Source organism: Trichocoleus sp. DQ-U1 (genome assembly GCF_039961925.1).
Classification (GTDB): domain Bacteria; phylum Cyanobacteriota; class Cyanobacteriia; order Cyanobacteriales; family FACHB-T130; genus FACHB-T130.
On sequence record NZ_JAMPKB010000031.1, the window covers coordinates 50,877 to 69,910 of the forward strand.

A 19,034-nucleotide genomic window follows, 5' to 3' on the forward strand; every position below is an offset into this window, starting at 1 on the left:
GTTGAGTTTAATTAGAATTCATTAGAAAATTTTTAATCATTTAACAGTAGGATGACTCCAGAAGAAACTAGATTACAAGAAGACCGCGATCGCAAAGCTCATTGGCGGCGATGGGGGTCTTATTTGAGCGAACGACAGTGGGGAACGGTGAGAGAAGATTATAGTCCTGATGGCTCGGCTTGGGACTATTTTACTCACGATCAGGCTCGTTCTCGCGCTTATCGCTGGGGAGAAGATGGGATTGCCGGGATTTCGGATAATCATCAGCGGCTTTGTTTTGCGATCGCGCTTTGGAATGGAGAAGATCCGATCCTTAAAGAAAGGCTTTTTGGCTTAACTGGGAAGGAAGGAAATCATGGCGAGGATGTCAAGGAATATTACTTTTATCTTGACAATACTCCCACTCATTCTTACATGAAATGTCTTTATAAATATCCACAACAAGCATTCCCTTATACTCAACTCGTTGAAGAAAATAAGTGTAGAGGTTATCAAGAGCGAGAATTTGAATTACTTGATACTGGAGTTTTTGATTCTGATGCCTATTTCGATATTTTTGTTGAGTATGCCAAAGCTTCACCAGAGGATATTTTAATTCAAATTAGTGCTATCAACCGAGGAACTGAAGAGAAAACGCTGCATCTTCTCCCGACTCTCTGGTTTCGTAATACCTGGTCTTGGAATAATTCTGAAGAGAAGCCCAAAATCAAAAAGCTCAAAAGTGACGAGAATCTAAGTATTTTAGAAGCTACTGAAGCAACGCTAGGCGAACGCTGGCTTTATTGTGAGGGGAATCAGGGTGCGGAAACGCCGCCTCTACTGTTGTTTACAGAAAATGAAACAAATCAGGAAAGATTGTTTGGGGTAAATAATCCCTCGCCCTACGTAAAAGATGGAATTAATAATTATATTGTCAGCGGTCAAAAAGATGCTGTAAATCCTAACCAAACAGGAACTAAATTTGCTGCAAATTATAGATTAAGAATTGCTGCGGGCGAAACCAAGGTGATTCGACTACGACTAACTGATTCACCTGACTTTGCAGAACCATTTGGTGCGGATTTTGACACAGCTTTCCAAAATCGCAAACGAGAAGCTGATGAATTTTACGAAAAAGTTACTTCTCCCTGTTCGCTAACGGAAGACAGGCGAAATGTGCAACGACAAGCTTTCGCGGGAATGTTATGGAATAAGCAATATTATTACTATGTTGTAGAGGAATGGTTAAAAGGCGATCCGATTCATCCGTCACCCAAGTCGCGCCAAAGCATTAGAAATTCTGAGTGGATTCATCTTTTCAATGATGACATTATTTCCATGCCGGACAAGTGGGAATATCCTTGGTTTGCAGCCTGGGATTTAGCCTTTCATGTCATTCCCTTAGCAACAATCGATCCGGATTTTGCAAAGCGGCAACTCGATAGATTGACGCGGGAATGGTATATGCATCCCAATGGTCAATTACCAGCCTATGAATGGGATTTCAGCGATGGTAATCCGCCGGTTCATGCTTGGGCAACATTCCGCATTTACAAGATTGAACAAAAAATGTATGGTCGCGCTGATAAGAAGTTTTTAGAGCGCGTGTTTCAAAAATTACTACTCAATTTTACCTGGTGGGTGAACCGCAAAGATATCGGAGGGAAAAATGTATTTCAGGGAGGTTTCTTAGGAATGGATAACATTGGTGTCTTTGACAGAAATGTAGAACTTCCTACAGGCGGAAACCTAGAACAGTCTGATGGTACAAGTTGGATGGGAATGTACTGTCTAAATATGCTAGCGATCGCGCTAGAGTTAGCGCAAGAAAATTCCGCTTACGAAGATATCGCTAGCAAATTTTTTGAACACTTCCTTTATATCGCTGATGCGATGAACTGTATGGGCGATGCGGAGACATCTCTGTGGGATGAAGCTGATGGCTTTTACTACGATATGCTGCATTTACACGATGGTCGCTATTTGCCCCTAAAAGTGCGTTCAATGGTTGGGCTGATTCCCCTATTAGCAGTTGCCACGATTGAACCAGAAATGTTGGAGAAACTTCCAGGTTTTCAACAACGAATGCAATGGTTTATTCAAAATCGCCCTAACCTGAAGCAAAATGTTGCGTGTATGGAAACGCCAGGGGTTGGTGCTAGAAGATTACTTGCGATCGCTTATCGAGATAAACTCCGGCGGATCTTAGGAAAGATGCTTGATGAAAACGAATTCTTAAGTCTCTATGGGATTCGCTCCGTTTCAAAATTTCATGCGAGTAATCCATACATTTTTAAGGTAAATGGAGAAGAATACCGGGTAGATTACGAACCCGCAGAATCCAGGAGCGGCTTATTTGGGGGGAATTCCAACTGGCGCGGGCCTATTTGGTTTCCGATTAATTATTTAATTATTGAAGCGCTTCAAAAATTTCATTACTACCTGGGTGATGATTTCCAAGTCGAATGTCCCACAGGTTCTGGTCAAATGATGAATCTCTGGGAAGTCGCCACAGAATTGTCGCAAAGGCTAACCCGAATTTTCCTTCAGGATGAATCAGGTAAACGTCCGGTTTATGGCGACTCGGAAAACTTTCAAAATAATCCCCATTGGCGCGATTTAATTCTGTTCTACGAATATTTTCATGGCGATAATGGCGCAGGACTGGGCGCTAGTCATCAAACTGGCTGGACAGGTGTAGTCGCTAAACTCATTCAGCAATGCGGCGAATACGGCGGACAAAATCAAGCTTCCAAACCTGCTCAAAAATAGACGGAACGGTGAACTATTATCAGTAGCAGTGTAATTTTTGCTTACCACTGCAAACTGGACGGGCAAAGTGTTGGGAATTGGGAACCTGGGTAAACCGGAATTCAAGGCTGGAGTCAAATGGTTAGCTTGGTCAGCAGGTCTAGCAGTAGCAAGCGTAGGAGGTTGGCTAGTTTATGGGTTGCTGCTAAATCGCTCCAGCGATCCGGTGGCGGTGCGTTTGGTAAAAGTAGAGCGAGGCACCGTTGAGAACACGATCAATGAAAGTGGCGTGGTTGAATTAGGCGGTCAGCAAACCCTCAAATCCCCAGCGGAAAGCGCTGTGGAACGGGTGTTAGTACAACTTGGCGATCGCGTTCAATCCGGTCAAAAACTCATCGTTCTGCGCGACACCAAGCAAGAAACAAGCCTCGACGCCCAGCAGTTGGAGATTACTAAACAGGAACTCACTTTGGCACGCAGTCGCCAGAAAGTTGTAGAAGCCCAGGAAAGGCTAACAACTGCCCGAAGAGAACTCCAAAATCGTGTCAATCAGCAGGCGGCAATTCGGAAACAGGAACTTAGCATCAAACGCAATCAGCAGAAGATTGCCGAAGCTCAGGAAAAGCTAACGGCTGCCCAACAGGAACTCAAGCAGCTGCAAGTCCTCGCTGACAAAGGCTTCATTCCAGCCAACGAACTCCAGAATCAGCAAGAACAAGTCCGCGATGCCCAGTCTGCTTTACGAGATGCTCAGTTAGAAGCGAGTACAAGTAACTTAGAACTCCAGAACCTTCAGCAGCAGCGTCAAACTGACCAGCAAGAAATCTTAGACAAGGTGGCGACTGCACAAACTGAACTGCGGCAGGCACAATTAGAAGTCGCTACCACCAGTCGGGACATCCAGATAAAGGTGCTGGAAATCAAAAATCTTCAGCAGCAACTCCAAAACAACATCGTCACTGCACCCATTCAAGGGAAAGTTCTCAACATCATGGTTAAGAATGGGAATGGCGTCAACATTGGGAATGACCTGCTGACTTTAGGCGATCCGACACAAGAGTTGGTGAAACTCAATCTTTCCACGCTGAATGCTGCCAAAGTGAAGAGCAATCAACGTGTCCGCATTAGTGTGATTGGTCCCGATGCGAAGAAATTTACCGGACGAGTGCAAAGCTTGTATCCCCAAGCGATCGCTAGCACTTCTAGCAGCAGCGAGCAGGAAAGCCAATCCGGACAAGCCACGGTGCCTGCAACTGTCAAGCTTGACCAACCCACCCGCAGATTAATTCCTAGCAGCCAAGTCAGCGTCGAAATCATTTTGCAGCAGCGCCAGAACGTCGTGGTTTTGAATACGGAAGCCATACAGCGCTCTGGTTCTAAACCCTTTGTCTGGGTACGAGATCAAGGCAAGGCGCAAAAACGGGACGTATCTTTGGGGCTAGAGGGATTAACAACCGTAGAAGTGACTTCAGGTTTGCAACCGGGGGACTCAGTGGTGCTGCCGCCGCCTGATGCTTCCCTAGAGCCAGGAACGCCGGTTATTGTTCAAGAGAAATTAGAAAAGAAAGATGAAAAGTGATTGGTAATTGGTAATTGGTAATCGGTAATTGGTAATCAATATCCTTGCTCTCATGCTCAGCCTGGGAAACAGAAAAAAGAAACATGAGAAGTAATTGGTAATTCCTAATTTTTAAGTTGATATGAGCCTCTCCCCCTTCGACCTCCTCGCACTCACCTGTAACTCGCTACGCAGTAACCCTGTGCGTTCAACCCTTACCACTTTGGGCGTTTTTATGGGTGTAGCAGCAGTCAGCGCCACGCTTCAAGTGGGCAGCATCAGTCGAGCGGTAATTGCCAAGCAACTCGCTGAGAGAGACGCCCCTCAAGTCTCTGTCTACATGAATGGGGAACTCCGGTCAGAAGACATGGAATACTTGCGACAGCGGCTAGAGGGCGTGCGGGCAATCAGTGCCTCTAGTGGGTTCTATCCGAATCCTCAAACCTTATTTCAGGATGAAGAAGCCCAACCTAATATGAGGTCTGTTACTCAAGACTTTCTGCTCACGTCGGGAAAGCAATTGGTAGCGGGGCGCTTCTTCACTCCTGCCGATTTTGAAAACTATCGCCCTGTCGTGGTGCTCGATCAATTTTTAGTAGACAAACTTTTTAAAGGTCAGAAAGCTGTTGGAGAAACCATTTATGCCAATTCAAGACCCTACGTCGTTGTCGGGGTCGTGCCAACCGTTACCCCATCTTTTGGGGAACCTGAAGGTGAGGTATTGATACCGATGTCGTTTTACTACGCCCTGACGGGTAGCCGCGACCTTGGCTCCTTCAAGATACGCCCTTACAAAATAGAAGACTTAGAAGATTTGGCAGACAAAGCCAAGCAACTGATGGAGCAGCGCTTCCCAGGCAAAGAGGTTTATGCCTGGAACAACGTAGACGAAATCTTGGCGCAGCAGCAAACCTTGGAAATGGCATCCAATGGGCTGACAGCCGTGGGAATCATTTCGCTACTCATCGGTGGCGTCGGCATTGCCAATATCACAATCGCAGCAGTAATGGAGCGTACCCCAGAAATTGGGCTGAGGCGGGCAATTGGGGCAAAAAGGCGGGACATCTTGCTGCAATTTATTCTGGAAGCGGCAATCCTGAGTTTATTGGGGGGAACTGCCGCTATTATCTCGGTGCATGGCTTGACGATGGTTGTCGCCGAAACTTTTAAGTTACCTTACGAATTTGAAAGCAAGACGGCTGCTTTGTCCCTAGGATCTGCACTCTTGGTAGGAGTAGGCGCTGGATTTTTGCCTGCTGTGAGAGCTAGTCGGCTCGATCCCGTGAAAGCATTGCGTAACTCTTAGCCTCAGTTACAGGCATTGCGTAAAGCAACTCAATTTTGGATTTTGGATTAAATCGACAATTGTTCAATCTAAAATCTAAAATCAACCAGCTAAAAGCTATCCGCGATCATGCACAAGCACGACAACCCAAATGCCCAACCTCCAGTTTCTAGCGGTAGGTTTTTACCCCCTATCCGCTCTTCTTTTGGGGGTGTGGTTCTGCTTGTGACTGCAACTTTAGGCACGACATTAACGTTAGCCTTCCTTCTTAAGCTTCATTCAACGGCGGTAAGAGCGACGACTGCTAATGCTCGGACAGCGGCTCAGACACAGACGCCGGAACTCGCACGCCCGATTATGGTTCCGCCAACGGATAGAGCAAAGCTCAAAACGGCTCCAGTCTCAGAAAGTCCGGGGGTGAACATAGGCAAAGCAATAGTTTTAGGGGGAACTGGTGTAAAGAATGCGATCGCTCCTTCTTCTCTTTCCCCACTCGCAACTAAAACCAGTCCAACTTTTACGCTTAACACCCAGCCAAGACAATTCCCACCCTCTCCGACTACTAGCCCGCCTTTACAAACAGAGTTGGAGGGATCTAGTATCTCCCCATCGGCAAAAAGTATTCGCCCCCAATCTTCGCCTCCCGTTGCCGCATCTCGGTCAATTTTAAAGACGTTCTCTGAAGCCAGGAAACCAGCCGCTTTATTGGCTCAAGCGCAACCAAAACCCAACCAACAAGAAACCGTAACAACTGGGCGGGGGATTCAATTAACCCTAGCTGATGTTGTTATCTTGGTATTGCAAAACAATAAAGATATCAAAAATGCTTATTTAGAAAGAATCGCCCAAAGACAAGACTTAGCAGTGGCAGAAGATAGATTTGTCCCTGATTTTACGCCTAGATTATCATTTAATCTCGATCGCTTTGGTTCGGGTGGAAACACTAGCACGAATAGCGATCTTGGTGTTGGTGCCACTGTTGAGGTCACGGTTCCTACGGGAGGTAGGCTGAGTTTTGGTTGGGAAACGAACGGTCAAACGTCAAATATAAATAATTTCAATGTTGATAGAGATAACAATCTATTTGGCTCAAATCTTCAGCTACGTTTAACGCAACCTCTATTACGAGGTGCTGGTGTTGCAGTTAATCAAGCTCCTATTGAAATTGCTCGACTCGATGAAAGAGCAAATATTCAAGGTTTAAAATCAACTCTCATTAATACCATCACTGAAGCTATCTTAGCCTACCGCAATTTACTTAGAGCGCAGGAAAGACTGAATATTGAGCAGATTTCTCTAGAAAGCGCCCGCCAAATTTTAGAATTTAACCAAGCCTTGATTGAGGCTGGGCGACTCGCGCCAGTTGAAATTGTTCAAAGCCAGACAGACATTGCAAATAGAGAAGTCAGCTTGTTAGAGGCTCGGAATAATCTGGAGTCTGTCAAATTAACTTTGTTAGATATTCTAGATATCGAGCAAACTCTTAATATTGAACCTGTAGAAAAAATAGTATTGCAATCGAAGTCTTTAGATTTAAATAATCTAAAACAAATTGCCTTTCAAAACAGACCGGATTATTTGCAAGCTCAGGTCAGCCTGGAAAGAACAAAATTTGAAAGATTAATTGCAGATAATAACCGGCGCTGGAACTTAGACTTAGATGCAGGTTACGGCGATTCCTTAGATGACACAACCCAACTAACAGCTGGGTTAATCTTGTCCCGTACCTTCGGCGATCTCACTGTGGAACGAGATTATCAACGAAGTCAAGTAAACTTCCAGAAAGCAGAAAATACTTTAGAAAGTCTGCGTCAAAGTATCGATATTGAAGTAACAGATAGAGTTAGAAATGTAAATCTAAGTCTTCGACAGGTGCAACTTGCCCAGCAAGCAAGGCAATTGGCTGAGAGAACACTACAAATAGAACAAGAAAAACTGAGATTGGGAAGAGGGTCAATTTTTCAGGTTGTGAGTTTTCAGAATAATTTAGTAGAGGCAAGAAACCGAGAACTAGATGCAACGATTGATTATCTCAATGCCTTGACAAATCTCGATCAATCTGTCGGTACCACACTGGAAACTTGGCAGGTGACAATTGAAAGAAAATGATATTAAGTCTCAGGAAAAAAACCATTGTTAAACTACCTGAGTCTCTGTCTCCAATAGGTTTTGCTGAACTTAGGCGAAGGGAAAACTATCTTTTTCCAGCTACTTATTAGCCCTGACGGATTCTATCGGCATCACATCATGAAAGCGGGTATAGTCGATCGAGCGCCGCCCGTCCGGCATCCTAGATAAGATGTCCACAAAACGCATATTCCACAGGATATCGGACGTGGCAAAGGAGTGACGGGCATGGATCGTCTGTGAAACGATTTCGTCTAACCCAGTCAGCATCACGACGATCTCGCTTTCCGACTCAGCCAGGGAGTCTACCGTAACCCCATAAAGCGGACTCGTCTCGTCAATCTGATGCATCACCGTCCAGCTCAATGCAAACATGGATGTATGACTGCGAACTAATTTGAGATCGTAAAACCGACGCATGAATTCTCCCTCCCGATTGACTTCGTTGCGAACTAAAGTCACCCGGATCTGCGCTTCTACAATTACGTCGCGCCGCTGGTTAGCCGTCCGAAACATCAGAGTCGGCACCCCATCATAGGGAGCGATCGCTGCCACGCGACTGAAAAGCACTCTCGCCGTTGGCACGGAGAACCGCGCAAACGCCAGTCCCGTCGCCATTGCCACTCCGAAAAGACCCGCCAGCGCTTCGACTGTCACCACCGCATTCGCGTAAGGCGTACGCGGATACATCGCACCGTAGCCGATAGTCGCCATCGTCTGGACGCTGAAAAAGAAGGCGTCAAGGAAGGAACCCGGTTGAGCGTTCTGGATGCAATCTCCTCCAGCTAGATAGATGAGGGCAAACACCGCGTTGGAGACTAGATACAACAGACTGAACAGCGCTAAGAACCATCCCCAGGAAAGGGTAAGCAGCAAATGATATAAATCGCCCCGATGAAATCCCGATACCCCTCGCCGCACGATGTTCAACTGCCCATCCCGGCTCACAAAGCGCGTTAATGAGGGCGAACGATATCTTTTGCCCATAGATTGTTGTTATTAGGAATCGGCGTCACGCAGGCGACCTTTCCTAGAAAGCTATCCCATCAAGAGGACAAACACAAGCATCTCGGTTGAGCCATCGTTCTCCCACCTGCTTTAGCGCTGTCATCACGGGTTGAATTTCTCGCCCCTTCTGGGTGAGCGAATACTCTACGCGGGGAGGAATTTCTGCGTAGACTCGGCGTTCCACTAAACCATACTCTTCTAGTTCTCTGAGCCGTATCATCAGCGTTTTGGTGCTAATTCCAGGCAATGCTTCTAGGAACTCGTGGGTACGGCGATCGCTTGTAAACAACTCTCTGAGAATCAGAATAGACCATTTACTGCCGATTAAGTCCACGGTGAACTGGATTGGGCATTTTGTCTCTATGCACTGGCTGCTGTTAAGCATTGATGCCTCTAGATATCGCTCTTTTCTTTGCTTATTCTGACCAATCTTCTGAACAGAGGGACGCTGAAGTTAGCTCCCGCCAAATATTTTAATCTTTCTTAATAAAGCTCTGGACAAGTTGCAGCGGGTCAATCTTTTACTTTTGGTAACTATAGTGTCCTTCCAGCCACTGTCAGATTTACGGATTTTCTATTTTTAGGAGTTGAGTAGGATGCAAATAGAGGGAACGAACAGCCTTCCTTCCCGCTCAACTTCTTCAATAAATCAAAATATTTGAGGTTTTTCAAATGATTCGATTACTTGTCGGTGTATTAGTCTTTGTTATCAACACAATTTACCGCGATCGCCCTTATCCCCGTTTTTACGTCCTAGAAACAGTTGCTCGTGTTCCTTACTTTGCCTATTTATCAGTTTTGCACCTTTACGAAACAGTTGGAATGTGGCGCAGAGCAGATTGGTTAAAAGTTCACTTTGCGGAATCTTGGAACGAACTCCATCACCTCCTGATTATGGAATCTTTAGGGGGTAATCAGCAGTGGTTCGATAGATTTTTAGCACAACATACTGCTTTACTTTATTATTGGGTGATCGTTGTTCTTTACATTCTCTCGCCTCGTTCTGCCTACAATTTCATGGAATTAGTTGAAGGACACGCTTATCATACTTACGATACATTTTTGCAAGAAAATGAATCAGAATTAAAAGCTACATCTGCCCCACAAATTGCCATCAATTACTATCGAGACGGCGACTTGTATATGTTCGATGAGTTTCAAACTGGAGGAGTTCCAGAAGAACGCCGTCCCGTCATTAACAACCTCTACGATGTGTTTGTAAACATTCGAGATGATGAAGCGGAACACGTCAAGACAATGATAGCTTGCCAGAAGCCTGATGCTCAATTAACCTTCAAAAGTCCCCATACGATAGAAGTAGGTGGAACATTTCTCGCCCCAAATGAAGAAGTTAAATCAGTTGTTGTGCAATAGGATGTGCTGATAAAAAAACAAAAGGAGAGATATTTAAACTATCTCTCCTTTTGTTTTTTTGAAGGAGTTAGAAATGGCTATATCTCTTTTATGTCAATAGATTAACGCCATTTACAAACAGAGGAAAACCAAGTAATGAAGATTAAGCGATCGCATTCTTGTGAAATCTCAGTCGCTCAATCAATTCGTAAAACGGCGTCCAGTTATCTTCTTGGTCAATTTTCTCCCAAACCGCTTCTATTTCTGGTCTGACTAATGCAGTTTTAGGATTATGACGACGCAACCGATTCCCTATGTTATCCAGTTCGCTGTCTGGAAAACTGAGTAAAATTTGTAAGTACATATTTCTCCAGTCTTCCAATAATGCTGTAGCTTCAGGCGCATTCAAAAATCCATCTGCTTTCAGAATATTTGTCGCATCGTCACGCCAATTGCGGTCAAACTGATTTGTTACTTCCCAAAAGAAACCGTGATAGCTTACTTGTGTTTCTACCAGCAGTTTCAGGGTTTGCATCACTAATTCTTCTGCGGCTAAATTGGGCAGATTCTCGAATCCCAGTTTACCAATCATCCGCGCGGTGTAAGTTCGGTTATAATGCTCGGCAAATTGGGATAGAGCAACTTCCATCTCTGACATAGGAATAACCGCAGATAGGGGTTGTTGGAGCATTTCTAAATTGAGCTGGCAGATCCCTGGTTGATTGCTGTAACTGTACCGTCCGTAATAGTCAAAGTAGGCAGCAGTAAATTTGGGGTCGTAGGTGTTAATAAAAGCGTAGGGACCATAGTCGAAACTTTCCCCAGTAATAGACATATTATCGGTGTTTAGAACCGCATGACAAAATCCCACTGACATCCATTGGGCAGCAAGTTCCGCAACCCGCTTGACTAATTCTGCATAAAATAGAACGTAGCGGTCTTCCTTATCTTTGAGGTGAGGATAATATTGTTCAATTACATGGTCTAAAAGCTTTTCAGTTAAATCCTTGCGTCCAAAAAAGTGCAATCGCTCAAATGTTCCAAAACGAATGTGGGAACGGCTGAAACGAATCATTACCGAGGATCTTGTTGGAGAAGGTTCATCGCCTCGCCAGAGTCCTTCTCCCGTTTCAATCATCGATAAGCAGCGGGAAGTACGCACTCCTAAATAGTGAAGCGCTTCAGCAGCTAAAACTTCTCTGACACCACCTTTAAGAGTGAGTCTACCATCGCCGCCTCTAGAATACGGAGTAGTACCAGACCCTTTCGTTCCAAAGTCATAAAGTTCGCCATCCGTACCGCGCACTTGTCCGTAGAGAAATCCTCTGCCATCGCCTAAGCGAGAGTTATATTCTCCAAATTGATAGCCGTGATAACGCAAAGCTAAAAATGGTCTAACTCCTTGAAACATCCCAAATGCTTCGATAAAATCATCGTCTGTCACCGTGTCTGGTTTCAGTCCCAATATTGGTAATAATTCATCGTTGCGAAAGCGCAGAATATATTTAGGAAAGTCTGCCGCTGCTACTCGATCAAAATAATCATCGCCTAAAGCTTCTAAGGCAGACTCATAATTGAGATTTAAAAAAGGATTGGAAAACTTTTCAGGAGTCATAAGTTACTAAAATACCCAATGAATGTAATTCGTGCCTATACAAACATACGGACTGAAACAAACATTATAAAGACTGCGTAGGCAGTCTTTGTTTGTATAGCGCCAGACTTTAGTCTGTTAGCGAAGCGGCACGAAGTGCGCGCACCTTTGCCAGATGTTTCATTTCTATGCTACGGATAAGCAAGTATACAGTTTCAGCATCAAAAGACTGAAATATGCTTATTCGTCCTGCTACACCTGCTGACGTGCCATCTGTCCTCCCGATGGTTGCCAAGATTTGTGCCTTGCATGAAGCTTGGGATTCAGCAAAGTATGGATTCTTGCCGAATCCAGAGTTGCGTTATGAGAAGTGGTTGAGTCGGATAGCGTCTAGTGCATCGCTGGATGCGCCACCGCAACGCGATCGCAATATCTTCCTAGTCGCTGAGGCTGAAAATAAGCAAGTGGTGGCGTTTCTGGTAGCGACCGTAGAACGGGAAATCCCCATTTACCGTTTACAGGAATATGCTTTTCTTCACGACCTCTGGGTTGAAGAGGAATATCGCCAAGCTGGAATTGCGAAGGCGATGGTGATGCAGGCGATTGAACGCTTTAACTCGATCGGAGTCAAACAAATTCGCCTCGATACGACTGTTGCTAACGAGGCGGCGCGGCGATTATTTTCTTCCTGCGGCTTTCGCGTCAGTACGATAGAAATGCTGATTGAATTAGGCTGATACCAAGAGAACGGCTTTTTTTGTAAGTAGAGGCATCGGGTTGAACAGCTCTACCGTACTCTACACTCTTGTTTGGACAGCGACCCGCACCAGAGTGTGACCGTTCCCTTCTCGTTCAGACCAAGGTGTGTTTTTCGAGAAGCTTAGCCAATCCCGGTATCCCTTCCTCCACGTTTTTCTTAGCCGAGCCGCGCAATTTTTTATAGGTACCCAATACGAGGCTGCTTCTGACGCTCTCCATCCTGGCATCGGTAACGCTCAGGATAGCATCTGCTGCGGGAGAGCGGCTGGCAACGAAGTGCGCGACTGGATCTCCTTTCTGGACACTCTCGCTCCAAATGGGATCGAGTGCTGTACACCATCCTGGCAGGAACTGCTCGACAGCGTAGCCAATGTACCCTGGCTTTATACCCTTGACGGCGTTGTAGCCTGCCTTTATGGCAAGACCAGATATCCCTGACTTGGAAGCGACCTCCTCATCGAGCAATTTGCAGAAGTCATCTACAACTTCAGCCTTTTTGCTTGGGTTCAAGAGCTGGTCGCTAAGTGCCATTTCGATCCTCCTAAGTGTAAAAGCGTTGGATTTTGATTCCACTAATTGTTTAGGGAAAAGACAGAATAGATGCTATCACAGTTACAAACTGTTATAAAGAAAAACTTAAGCGCATAGTTAATCTGGGGGAAGCGATCGCCCCTATCTTCTACCTGTTACAACAAGGGTGTCAATGCGGGCATTGCATAATTTGGCGAGATTGCACCCAAAATTTTGTATTTTTCAAAGTCGATTGAGATTACGACTAATCAATCAAACTTACTATGACTAATGCCCTGCGGGTGATTTAGCGCTAGAGCCTTTCCCTAGCAGGACTTACGCAGTTAATTAGTGAATGCCTAATTTTATCGTAGGGGCATGGCAATCAAAAAGCCCCTACAGCGTGTTGACGTGCGTAAGCCCTACCTGAAACTGACTCAGGCTAGATTTGAATATCTTCAGCAACTCCGCCAGACAACTCATGGCAAAATTGCCCAAATGTTTGTCAATTTGTCAGAGGATCGGCTACTGCGTGTAATACAAGAACTGGCAATCATTAACGATGTGTTTGAGGGAAAGGCATCCGAACCACCCAGTTAATACTACGGTTTAATTTGACTTGAGCGAGAAACCCCGGCGTGTCTGCCGATATTTAGCTAACTGCACTTGAAAACTTACCTTATCGGTCATTTCACCACTTCTTGCTTCCAAAATCCACTGACCGGGACGCAGCGACCAAAATAGCGAATTCGATGGTTGCGTTGCCAGTTTTTCGCCATTTAACCACCACTCTACGGACTGGCTGGGCGTTCCAGCTACTTTAAACTCTAGTTGTTGCATTTCTGTCTGTGCATTCTCTGTACCTTTGGGATTCGTTTTTTCACTTGGGTGCAATAAGAAAACATCACCATTGTGAGGAGACAAAATCTTGACGCCACTAGAGACAAAACTTGGTTGATGCTGCCTTGCTAACCACTCATCGTACTCTGGAGGCAACTTCGCAGTACCTGACTGACGCTCATAATCGCTAATATCTTCTGCGTAAAAATATTCTTGCACTACTGAGGGACAATCTGGGGTAGGGCGTAAGCCAGAAATTGCACAGATTGGGCGTTGCACCAGATTTTCTGGAGGGGGAAAGATGGCAGGTTCTCGATTCTGATGGAGGTGTAACATGATGCGATTCCAGAGGGGTGCTGCACCTGTCACCCCCGAAACTTGTCGCATGGGATCGCCGTTAAAATTGCCCACCCACACGGCTACGGTGTAGTCGGTGGTAAACCCAACCGTCCAAGTATCTCGAAAATCCGAGGAAGTGCCTGTTTTAACTGCTGCGGGGAATGGTAAAGCTAGCACTGAGTCTACCCCAAAGGCACTTGCACGAGCATGGCGATCGCTTAACATATCCGCAATTAATCCCCAGGTGGAAGGGTTAGCAGATGGCAGCCTGGAAGGTCTTCGGTTGCTAGATGGCAGGTTGGAGAATGTTGTGACTAGCGGGGTGGCTTCTCCACGTCTTGCTAAAGTAACATACGCCCTCGTTAACTCCCATAAACTGACTTCACCGCTACCCAAAATTAACCCCAAACCGTAATGTTCGGGCGACCGATTTAAATGCTCAAATCCTAATTGATGCAGATGATTTAGAAAATTTTGCACGCCGACTTTTTCTAATACCCGCACCGCCGGAACATTTAGGGAATTTGCCAAAGCTACGCGAACTCGTACTGGTCCTAAAAAAGTTTCATCATAATCTGTAGGACTGTAGAGTTTCGCGCCGGGAATCGCGTAATGAGTTGGCACATCCGCCAAGATAGTATTCGGGCGAATCGTGCGGTTTTGTAGGGCATATTCATATAAAAAAGGCTTCAAAGTAGAACCGGGTTGACGTAATGCCTGTACCCCGTCGTTGCGACCGAGTTGTGCTTCATTAAAGTAATCGGGAGAACCCACATAAGCCAAAACTTCCCCCGTGTGGTTGTCAATGACTAAGGCAGCAGCATGATTAACATTATTGGGGGTGAGGGTACGAATCACCTGCTGTACTTGCGCTTCCACAAATTGCTGCAAAGGGCGATCGATACTGGTGCGGATCTGGGACATCCGATTGGGGATAGCGCTTTCTGGGGCTTTGCTCGAAGATTTTTGATTTTGAATTGAAGAATTAGATAGTTGATTAGATACCCAAAATAAAAAATGAGGGGCGGCAATAATTCCCTGTTGTCTCGGTGCTAGGGAAATCTCTTCTTTGTAAGCTCGATCTGCTTGTGCGCGAGTAATATAACCGTCTTCAACCATGCGATTCAGGACATAAATCTGCCGCTTTTTAAGGCGTTTCCAATGGTCGTAGGGATTGAAGTAAGTGGGATTATTAGGAACAGCAGCGAGAAGACTTGCTTGGGCAAGATTAAGTTCGCTTGCTGGAATATCGAAATAGTTACGGGATGCAGCTTCTAACCCATAGATATTCCCCCCCATTGGCAGGCGATTGATGTAAGCAGTCAGGATTGCATCTTTATTCATCCCGGCGGCGATGCGCCAAGATAGCCAAATTTCGCGCAACTTGCCCGGTAAGGTGCGGGGAACGGGATCTAACATCCGCGCTAGTTGCATCGTAATCGTGGATGCACCGGAGGTAATCCTTTTCGCCTGAAGTGAATCTTTAATCGATCGCGCTACAGCCTTCAGATCCAGCGCCCCGTGATGATAATATGAGCCATCTTCAGCAGCTAGAATCGCGTTGATAAAGTGGGGCGAAACTTGATTCAGCGGCACCACAGCGGTATGCTCTTGGTCGCGGGTCAGCAACCTTCCTAAAGGAAGCCCATTGCGATCGCTAAATTCAATCGCTTGCGTATCCTGGGCAATATCTTTGGCACGAACGGGTGCCAGATAAGGAAGCGATCGCACGATTAAACCCAGCAACACCAAAGCTAAGAATCCGCGAAATTTCTGGTTTCTCCCCCAACGCCAAAAGAGTTCCTGCATTTGAATTTGCCACTGTTTGGGTTGTCTCATCGCTTAACCCTTTCGCCAACGAAGACTTACCCCCTTATCTTCATTGTGGCGATCGCCTTTACCGGATGAGGGTGTTTTTAGGGGATGCGCGATCGCATCTTCCCTCTAAGCGCTTGAAACTGGCAGATGGTACGCTTCCACCTCAAGACAATGATGGGTAATTCTTCCTAATCACCCACTAGGGTCAGCCAATCGGATGAAGCAAGTACCCTTAAACCGCCGTAGTTTTGTAGTAATACAAGTAACTCATCTATAAAAAGATACGGTAGCCATTATGAAGATTGTTCTACACACTTATGGTTCGCTAGGCGACCTGCATCCTTATATAGCGATCGCCTTAGAATTAAAGGCACGCGGGTATCAAGCAGTAATTGCCACCGCTGAGTTTTACCATAACAAAATCGAAGCGGCTGGTCTTGAGTTCCGCCCAGTCCGTCCAGATTTTCCTACAGACGTCGAACAGCAACGAGAACTTGTGCGTCTGATCATGGACAAGCAAAACGGTACAGAATACGTCTTTCGCCAAGCAATCTTACCCTATGTCCAAGAAACTTATGAGGATCTGATGTCGGCAGTGCGCGATGCAGAGCTGTTGGTGACACACCCCCTCAGCTTCGCAGCAACGCCCGTTGTTGAGAAAACGGGAATTCGTTGGGTTTCCAGCGTACTGTCTCCGATGTCGTTCCTCTCCGCCTACGATCCCCCAGTAGTGGCGACTTTCCCCAGTTGGCTGAATCTACGCATACTTGGCCCTGGGTTTAATGGAGCGCTCATCCGCCTCGCTAAAAATCGTTTCAGCTCGTGGGATGAACCCCTGCGACAGTTACGGACACAGCTTGGTTTATCTCCCCTTGCTGATTCTATGTTTGAAGGGATGAACTCCCCCGACTTAGTGCTGGCTTTATTTTCAGAAGCTCTCGCAACTCCTCAACCCGACTGGCCAAAACAAACTTGCGTTACCGGATTTACTTTTTACGATCGCAATGGCAATACTGGTCTATCTCCGGAACTGGCATCATTTTTGGATGCGGGAGATCCGCCAATTGTGTTTACTTTGGGAAGTTCCGCCGTGTGGGTTGCTGACAAGTTTTACCTCGAAAGTGCCAAAGCTGCCTTAAAGTTGGGCTATCGGGCTGTATTGCTGGTTGGCAACAATAACCCCTCCCTGCCAAAAGAGTTGCAATCCAAGGATATTGGTGTTTTTGACTACGCTCCCTACTCGGAACTGTTTCACCGAGCTGCTGCTATTGTGCATCAAGGAGGCGTAGGCACAACCGCACAGGTGTTGCGTTCCGGTCGCCCGATGTTGGTGGTACCCTTTAGCAACGACCAACCAGACAATGCTGCACGGATTACTCGTTTAGGAGTCGGACGGACTATCGATCGCGATCGCTACACAGCTTCCCGTGCGGCTAAGGAACTCGATCGTCTGTTGCGCGAACCTCGTTACCAGGCTAAAGCTACAGAAGTTGGCAATAAGGTACGAGCAGAAAACGGGGTTAAAGTTGCCTGCGATGCAATCGAAGCACAATTGAACAAAGATAAGAACGCTACCAACCTTCAAAGTGCGTCCGTCTCGCCTGTTTAACTATTTTGTGGATAGATGCGATCGCGCTTTAGAAGATTGGAGCGATTTTGGATAGACGCGATCGCATCTTTGAATCAGGAAAATTTGTCAAACCCTTAATGACTAAACAAGGGGATTCCATTCTATAAGTTTATGTTATAACATATGTAGTTACTATCCAATTAAGAGGTGATAGTATGCATACTCTAAAAATTCGACGGATTGGCAATTCTTTAGGAGCAACCTTCCCTAAAGAAGTATTGCAAAAGCTAAATGTCAGTGAGGGAGACAGCATTTTCCTAACAGAAACTCCAGATGGAGTTCAAATAACTGCTTACGATCCTGATTTTGAAGCCGCAATGCAGGCTTTTGCAGAGACCCGTAAAAACTACCGCAATGCCTTTCGTGAATTAGCTAAATGAAGGAACCCAGATGGGTGCCTGAGACAGCAGTAAGCGCCATACATGAAGAGCTAATTGCAGAACATGGGGGGAGGCCTGGATTGAGAGATGCAGGGTTACTTTCAGCGAGTCTAGCCAGACCTCGGCACTTATTCTCTTACAGTGAAAATGCAAAGCTGTTTGATCTGGCAGCAGCCTACGGCTATGGTCTGGCAAAAAATCATAGTTTCGTCGATGGCAACAAGCGAATCGCTCTTGCTGTCATCGACGTTTTTTTACGACTGAATGGCTATAAATTAGTGGCACCAGAACCAGAAGCGGTAGTAATGATGAACTATGTAGTGGAAGGAGTGGAGAATCAAGATAGCCTAGCCGCTTGGATTGCGGAAAAATCTCAAAAATTCTAAGTTGTATTAAAAGATGCTAGCCGTATTGAATGATATTTAGTAAACTCTCTTGTGGTTAACAACTAGAAATGGTATATTTGTAATAATCGTACGACAAATAAAAAAATTGATATATTTTGAGTAGCTGCTAGCAATTTTACCTAGCAGCTGCTTTGTAGCAAATATTTTTTCTTGATAGTTAAACTCCCTTGGCTTTAAGCCAAGGGAGTTTAACTATCAACCAGGCGATCCACTTCAAAAGCGTCATGTTGGTCGCCCCTTAAATATCTAGGGTTGTAAATTACGTAATACAACTCACTTAACTGGGCATATTTTGTCTGCTTCTCGTCGTATCCTCCCCTGTAAGTTTGAGAAACGACTTTTAATACAAAAATTGGGACAACATAATTTTCTTCCCACAAAAACACAGCTTAAAAGTCCCTTAGCATTTTTACGCCGTTCTACGTTCAAGCTGAGAATACCATCAGGAACGATAGTAGTTTGATGAACTCTATCTGTCATGTGGTAGATACCCATATTTCCCCCAAAAAATCAGTCCATGCGCTATTGCCAAAGGAAAGTAAGAATCGCTCTCAGCAAGTTGGAACTAGGTTTTGCAGTTCATTAGACTTCTTGCGTGAATAGCGAGAGTGTGAGTAAAAGTAGGTTAAGGGGGAAAGCCAGTATGACCTACGAACAACTCAAACAACTCAAACCAAGCGCCTTTAAACGTAGATG

At 45.5% G+C, this 19,034-nt stretch carries 15 protein-coding genes; 10 read left to right on the plus strand and 5 right to left on the minus strand.

The genetic code is table 11. The features are described 5' to 3' along the window. The first annotated feature begins 51 nt into the window (after positions 1-51). The 4 genes from NDI34_RS14935 (at position 52) to NDI34_RS14950 (ending at position 7,682) form a co-directional block, all read left to right on the plus strand. The gene (locus NDI34_RS14935) at positions 52-2,751 is read left to right on the plus strand and encodes a glucosidase (protein ID WP_348233040.1); all 2,700 of its coding nucleotides are present in this window, start codon (positions 52-54) and stop codon (positions 2,749-2,751) included. A gap of 37 nt (positions 2,752-2,788) precedes the next feature. Beyond that, on the plus strand, positions 2,789-4,309 hold the full coding sequence (locus NDI34_RS14940; RefSeq protein WP_348233041.1) for an efflux RND transporter periplasmic adaptor subunit: 1,521 nt from the start codon (positions 2,789-2,791) through the stop codon (positions 4,307-4,309). Positions 4,310-4,430: 121 nt separating this feature from the next. Next, complete coding sequence (locus tag NDI34_RS14945) at positions 4,431-5,594, plus strand: ABC transporter permease (protein ID WP_190428460.1); 1,164 nt, start codon at positions 4,431-4,433, stop codon at positions 5,592-5,594. A 108-nt stretch (positions 5,595-5,702) separates the two neighbouring features. Continuing rightward, a complete protein-coding gene (locus tag NDI34_RS14950; RefSeq protein WP_348233042.1) occupies positions 5,703-7,682 on the plus strand; it encodes a TolC family protein in 1,980 nt (659 codons plus the stop codon). 99 nt (positions 7,683-7,781) lie between these two features. Here NDI34_RS14950 and NDI34_RS14955 read toward each other — a convergent pair whose 3' ends face one another. Together NDI34_RS14955 and NDI34_RS14960 are read right to left on the minus strand one after the other, a co-directional pair. After that, on the minus strand, positions 7,782-8,687 hold the full coding sequence (locus NDI34_RS14955; RefSeq protein ID WP_190533845.1) for an ion channel: 906 nt from the start codon (positions 8,685-8,687) through the stop codon (positions 7,782-7,784). A gap of 43 nt (positions 8,688-8,730) precedes the next feature. Continuing rightward, positions 8,731-9,093: a helix-turn-helix domain-containing protein gene (locus NDI34_RS14960; RefSeq protein ID WP_190410050.1), complete on the minus strand. Its 363-nt coding sequence runs from the start codon at positions 9,091-9,093 to the stop codon at positions 8,731-8,733. A 287-nt stretch (positions 9,094-9,380) separates the two neighbouring features. Here NDI34_RS14960 and NDI34_RS14965 point away from each other — a divergent pair, with 287 nt between their 5' ends. Next, positions 9,381-10,082, plus strand: coding sequence for an alternative oxidase (locus tag NDI34_RS14965; RefSeq protein ID WP_190410049.1), 702 nt, complete (start codon positions 9,381-9,383; stop codon positions 10,080-10,082). Between the two features lie 142 nt (positions 10,083-10,224). On the opposite strand, the gene NDI34_RS14970 is transcribed toward NDI34_RS14965, so the two are convergent. Next, complete coding sequence (locus NDI34_RS14970) at positions 10,225-11,676, minus strand: YdiU family protein (RefSeq protein WP_348233043.1); 1,452 nt, start codon at positions 11,674-11,676, stop codon at positions 10,225-10,227. Between the two features lie 215 nt (positions 11,677-11,891). On the opposite strand from NDI34_RS14970, the gene NDI34_RS14975 reads away from it, so the two are divergent. Then, complete coding sequence (locus tag NDI34_RS14975; RefSeq protein ID WP_348233044.1) at positions 11,892-12,392, plus strand: GNAT family N-acetyltransferase; 501 nt, start codon at positions 11,892-11,894, stop codon at positions 12,390-12,392. 115 nt (positions 12,393-12,507) lie between these two features. On the opposite strand, the gene NDI34_RS14980 is transcribed toward NDI34_RS14975, so the two are convergent. Beyond that, complete coding sequence (locus NDI34_RS14980; RefSeq protein WP_348233045.1) at positions 12,508-12,945, minus strand: hypothetical protein; 438 nt, start codon at positions 12,943-12,945, stop codon at positions 12,508-12,510. 357 nt (positions 12,946-13,302) lie between these two features. Here NDI34_RS14980 and NDI34_RS14985 point away from each other — a divergent pair, with 357 nt between their 5' ends. Beyond that, complete coding sequence (locus tag NDI34_RS14985) at positions 13,303-13,524, plus strand: hypothetical protein (RefSeq protein ID WP_348233046.1); 222 nt, start codon at positions 13,303-13,305, stop codon at positions 13,522-13,524. 9 nt (positions 13,525-13,533) lie between these two features. On the opposite strand, the gene pbpC is transcribed toward NDI34_RS14985, so the two are convergent. Next, the gene (gene pbpC, locus NDI34_RS14990) at positions 13,534-15,942 is read right to left on the minus strand and encodes a penicillin-binding protein 1C (protein WP_348233047.1); all 2,409 of its coding nucleotides are present in this window, start codon (positions 15,940-15,942) and stop codon (positions 13,534-13,536) included. Between the two features lie 274 nt (positions 15,943-16,216). Between pbpC and NDI34_RS14995 the strand changes: the two genes are divergently transcribed. From NDI34_RS14995 to NDI34_RS15005, 3 genes are all read left to right on the plus strand, one after another. Further along, a complete protein-coding gene (locus NDI34_RS14995; protein WP_348233048.1) occupies positions 16,217-17,530 on the plus strand; it encodes a glycosyltransferase in 1,314 nt (437 codons plus the stop codon). A gap of 176 nt (positions 17,531-17,706) precedes the next feature. Further along, positions 17,707-17,931: an AbrB/MazE/SpoVT family DNA-binding domain-containing protein gene (locus tag NDI34_RS15000; RefSeq protein WP_190410043.1), complete on the plus strand. Its 225-nt coding sequence runs from the start codon at positions 17,707-17,709 to the stop codon at positions 17,929-17,931. Continuing rightward, positions 17,928-18,317, plus strand: a complete 390-nt coding sequence (locus tag NDI34_RS15005; protein ID WP_190679250.1) for a type II toxin-antitoxin system death-on-curing family toxin — start codon at positions 17,928-17,930, stop codon at positions 18,315-18,317. Before NDI34_RS15000 ends, NDI34_RS15005 begins: the two co-directional genes overlap by 4 nt. Positions 18,318-19,034 lie beyond the last annotated feature (717 nt).

Excerpts from the sequence above, each read along its gene's own strand:
- pbpC (WP_348233047.1), bottom strand. The coding sequence starts at position 15,942 with ATGAGACAACCCAAACAGTGGCAAATTCAAATGCAGGAACTCTTTTGG.
- NDI34_RS14960 (WP_190410050.1), bottom strand. The coding sequence starts at position 9,093 with ATGCTTAACAGCAGCCAGTGCATAGAGACAAAATGCCCAATCCAGTTC.
- NDI34_RS14945 (WP_190428460.1), top strand. The coding sequence starts at position 4,431 with ATGAGCCTCTCCCCCTTCGACCTCCTCGCACTCACCTGTAACTCGCTA.
- NDI34_RS14975 (WP_348233044.1), top strand. The coding sequence starts at position 11,892 with ATGCTTATTCGTCCTGCTACACCTGCTGACGTGCCATCTGTCCTCCCG.
- NDI34_RS14935 (WP_348233040.1), top strand. The coding sequence starts at position 52 with ATGACTCCAGAAGAAACTAGATTACAAGAAGACCGCGATCGCAAAGCT.
- NDI34_RS14980 (WP_348233045.1), bottom strand. The coding sequence starts at position 12,945 with ATGGCACTTAGCGACCAGCTCTTGAACCCAAGCAAAAAGGCTGAAGTT.
- NDI34_RS14995 (WP_348233048.1), top strand. The coding sequence starts at position 16,217 with ATGAAGATTGTTCTACACACTTATGGTTCGCTAGGCGACCTGCATCCT.
- NDI34_RS15005 (WP_190679250.1), top strand. The coding sequence starts at position 17,928 with ATGAAGGAACCCAGATGGGTGCCTGAGACAGCAGTAAGCGCCATACAT.
- NDI34_RS14955 (WP_190533845.1), bottom strand. The coding sequence starts at position 8,687 with ATGGGCAAAAGATATCGTTCGCCCTCATTAACGCGCTTTGTGAGCCGG.
- NDI34_RS14950 (WP_348233042.1), top strand. The coding sequence starts at position 5,703 with ATGCACAAGCACGACAACCCAAATGCCCAACCTCCAGTTTCTAGCGGT.
- NDI34_RS14965 (WP_190410049.1), top strand. The coding sequence starts at position 9,381 with ATGATTCGATTACTTGTCGGTGTATTAGTCTTTGTTATCAACACAATT.
- NDI34_RS14970 (WP_348233043.1), bottom strand. The coding sequence starts at position 11,676 with ATGACTCCTGAAAAGTTTTCCAATCCTTTTTTAAATCTCAATTATGAG.
- NDI34_RS15000 (WP_190410043.1), top strand. The coding sequence starts at position 17,707 with ATGCATACTCTAAAAATTCGACGGATTGGCAATTCTTTAGGAGCAACC.
- NDI34_RS14985 (WP_348233046.1), top strand. The coding sequence starts at position 13,303 with ATGGCAATCAAAAAGCCCCTACAGCGTGTTGACGTGCGTAAGCCCTAC.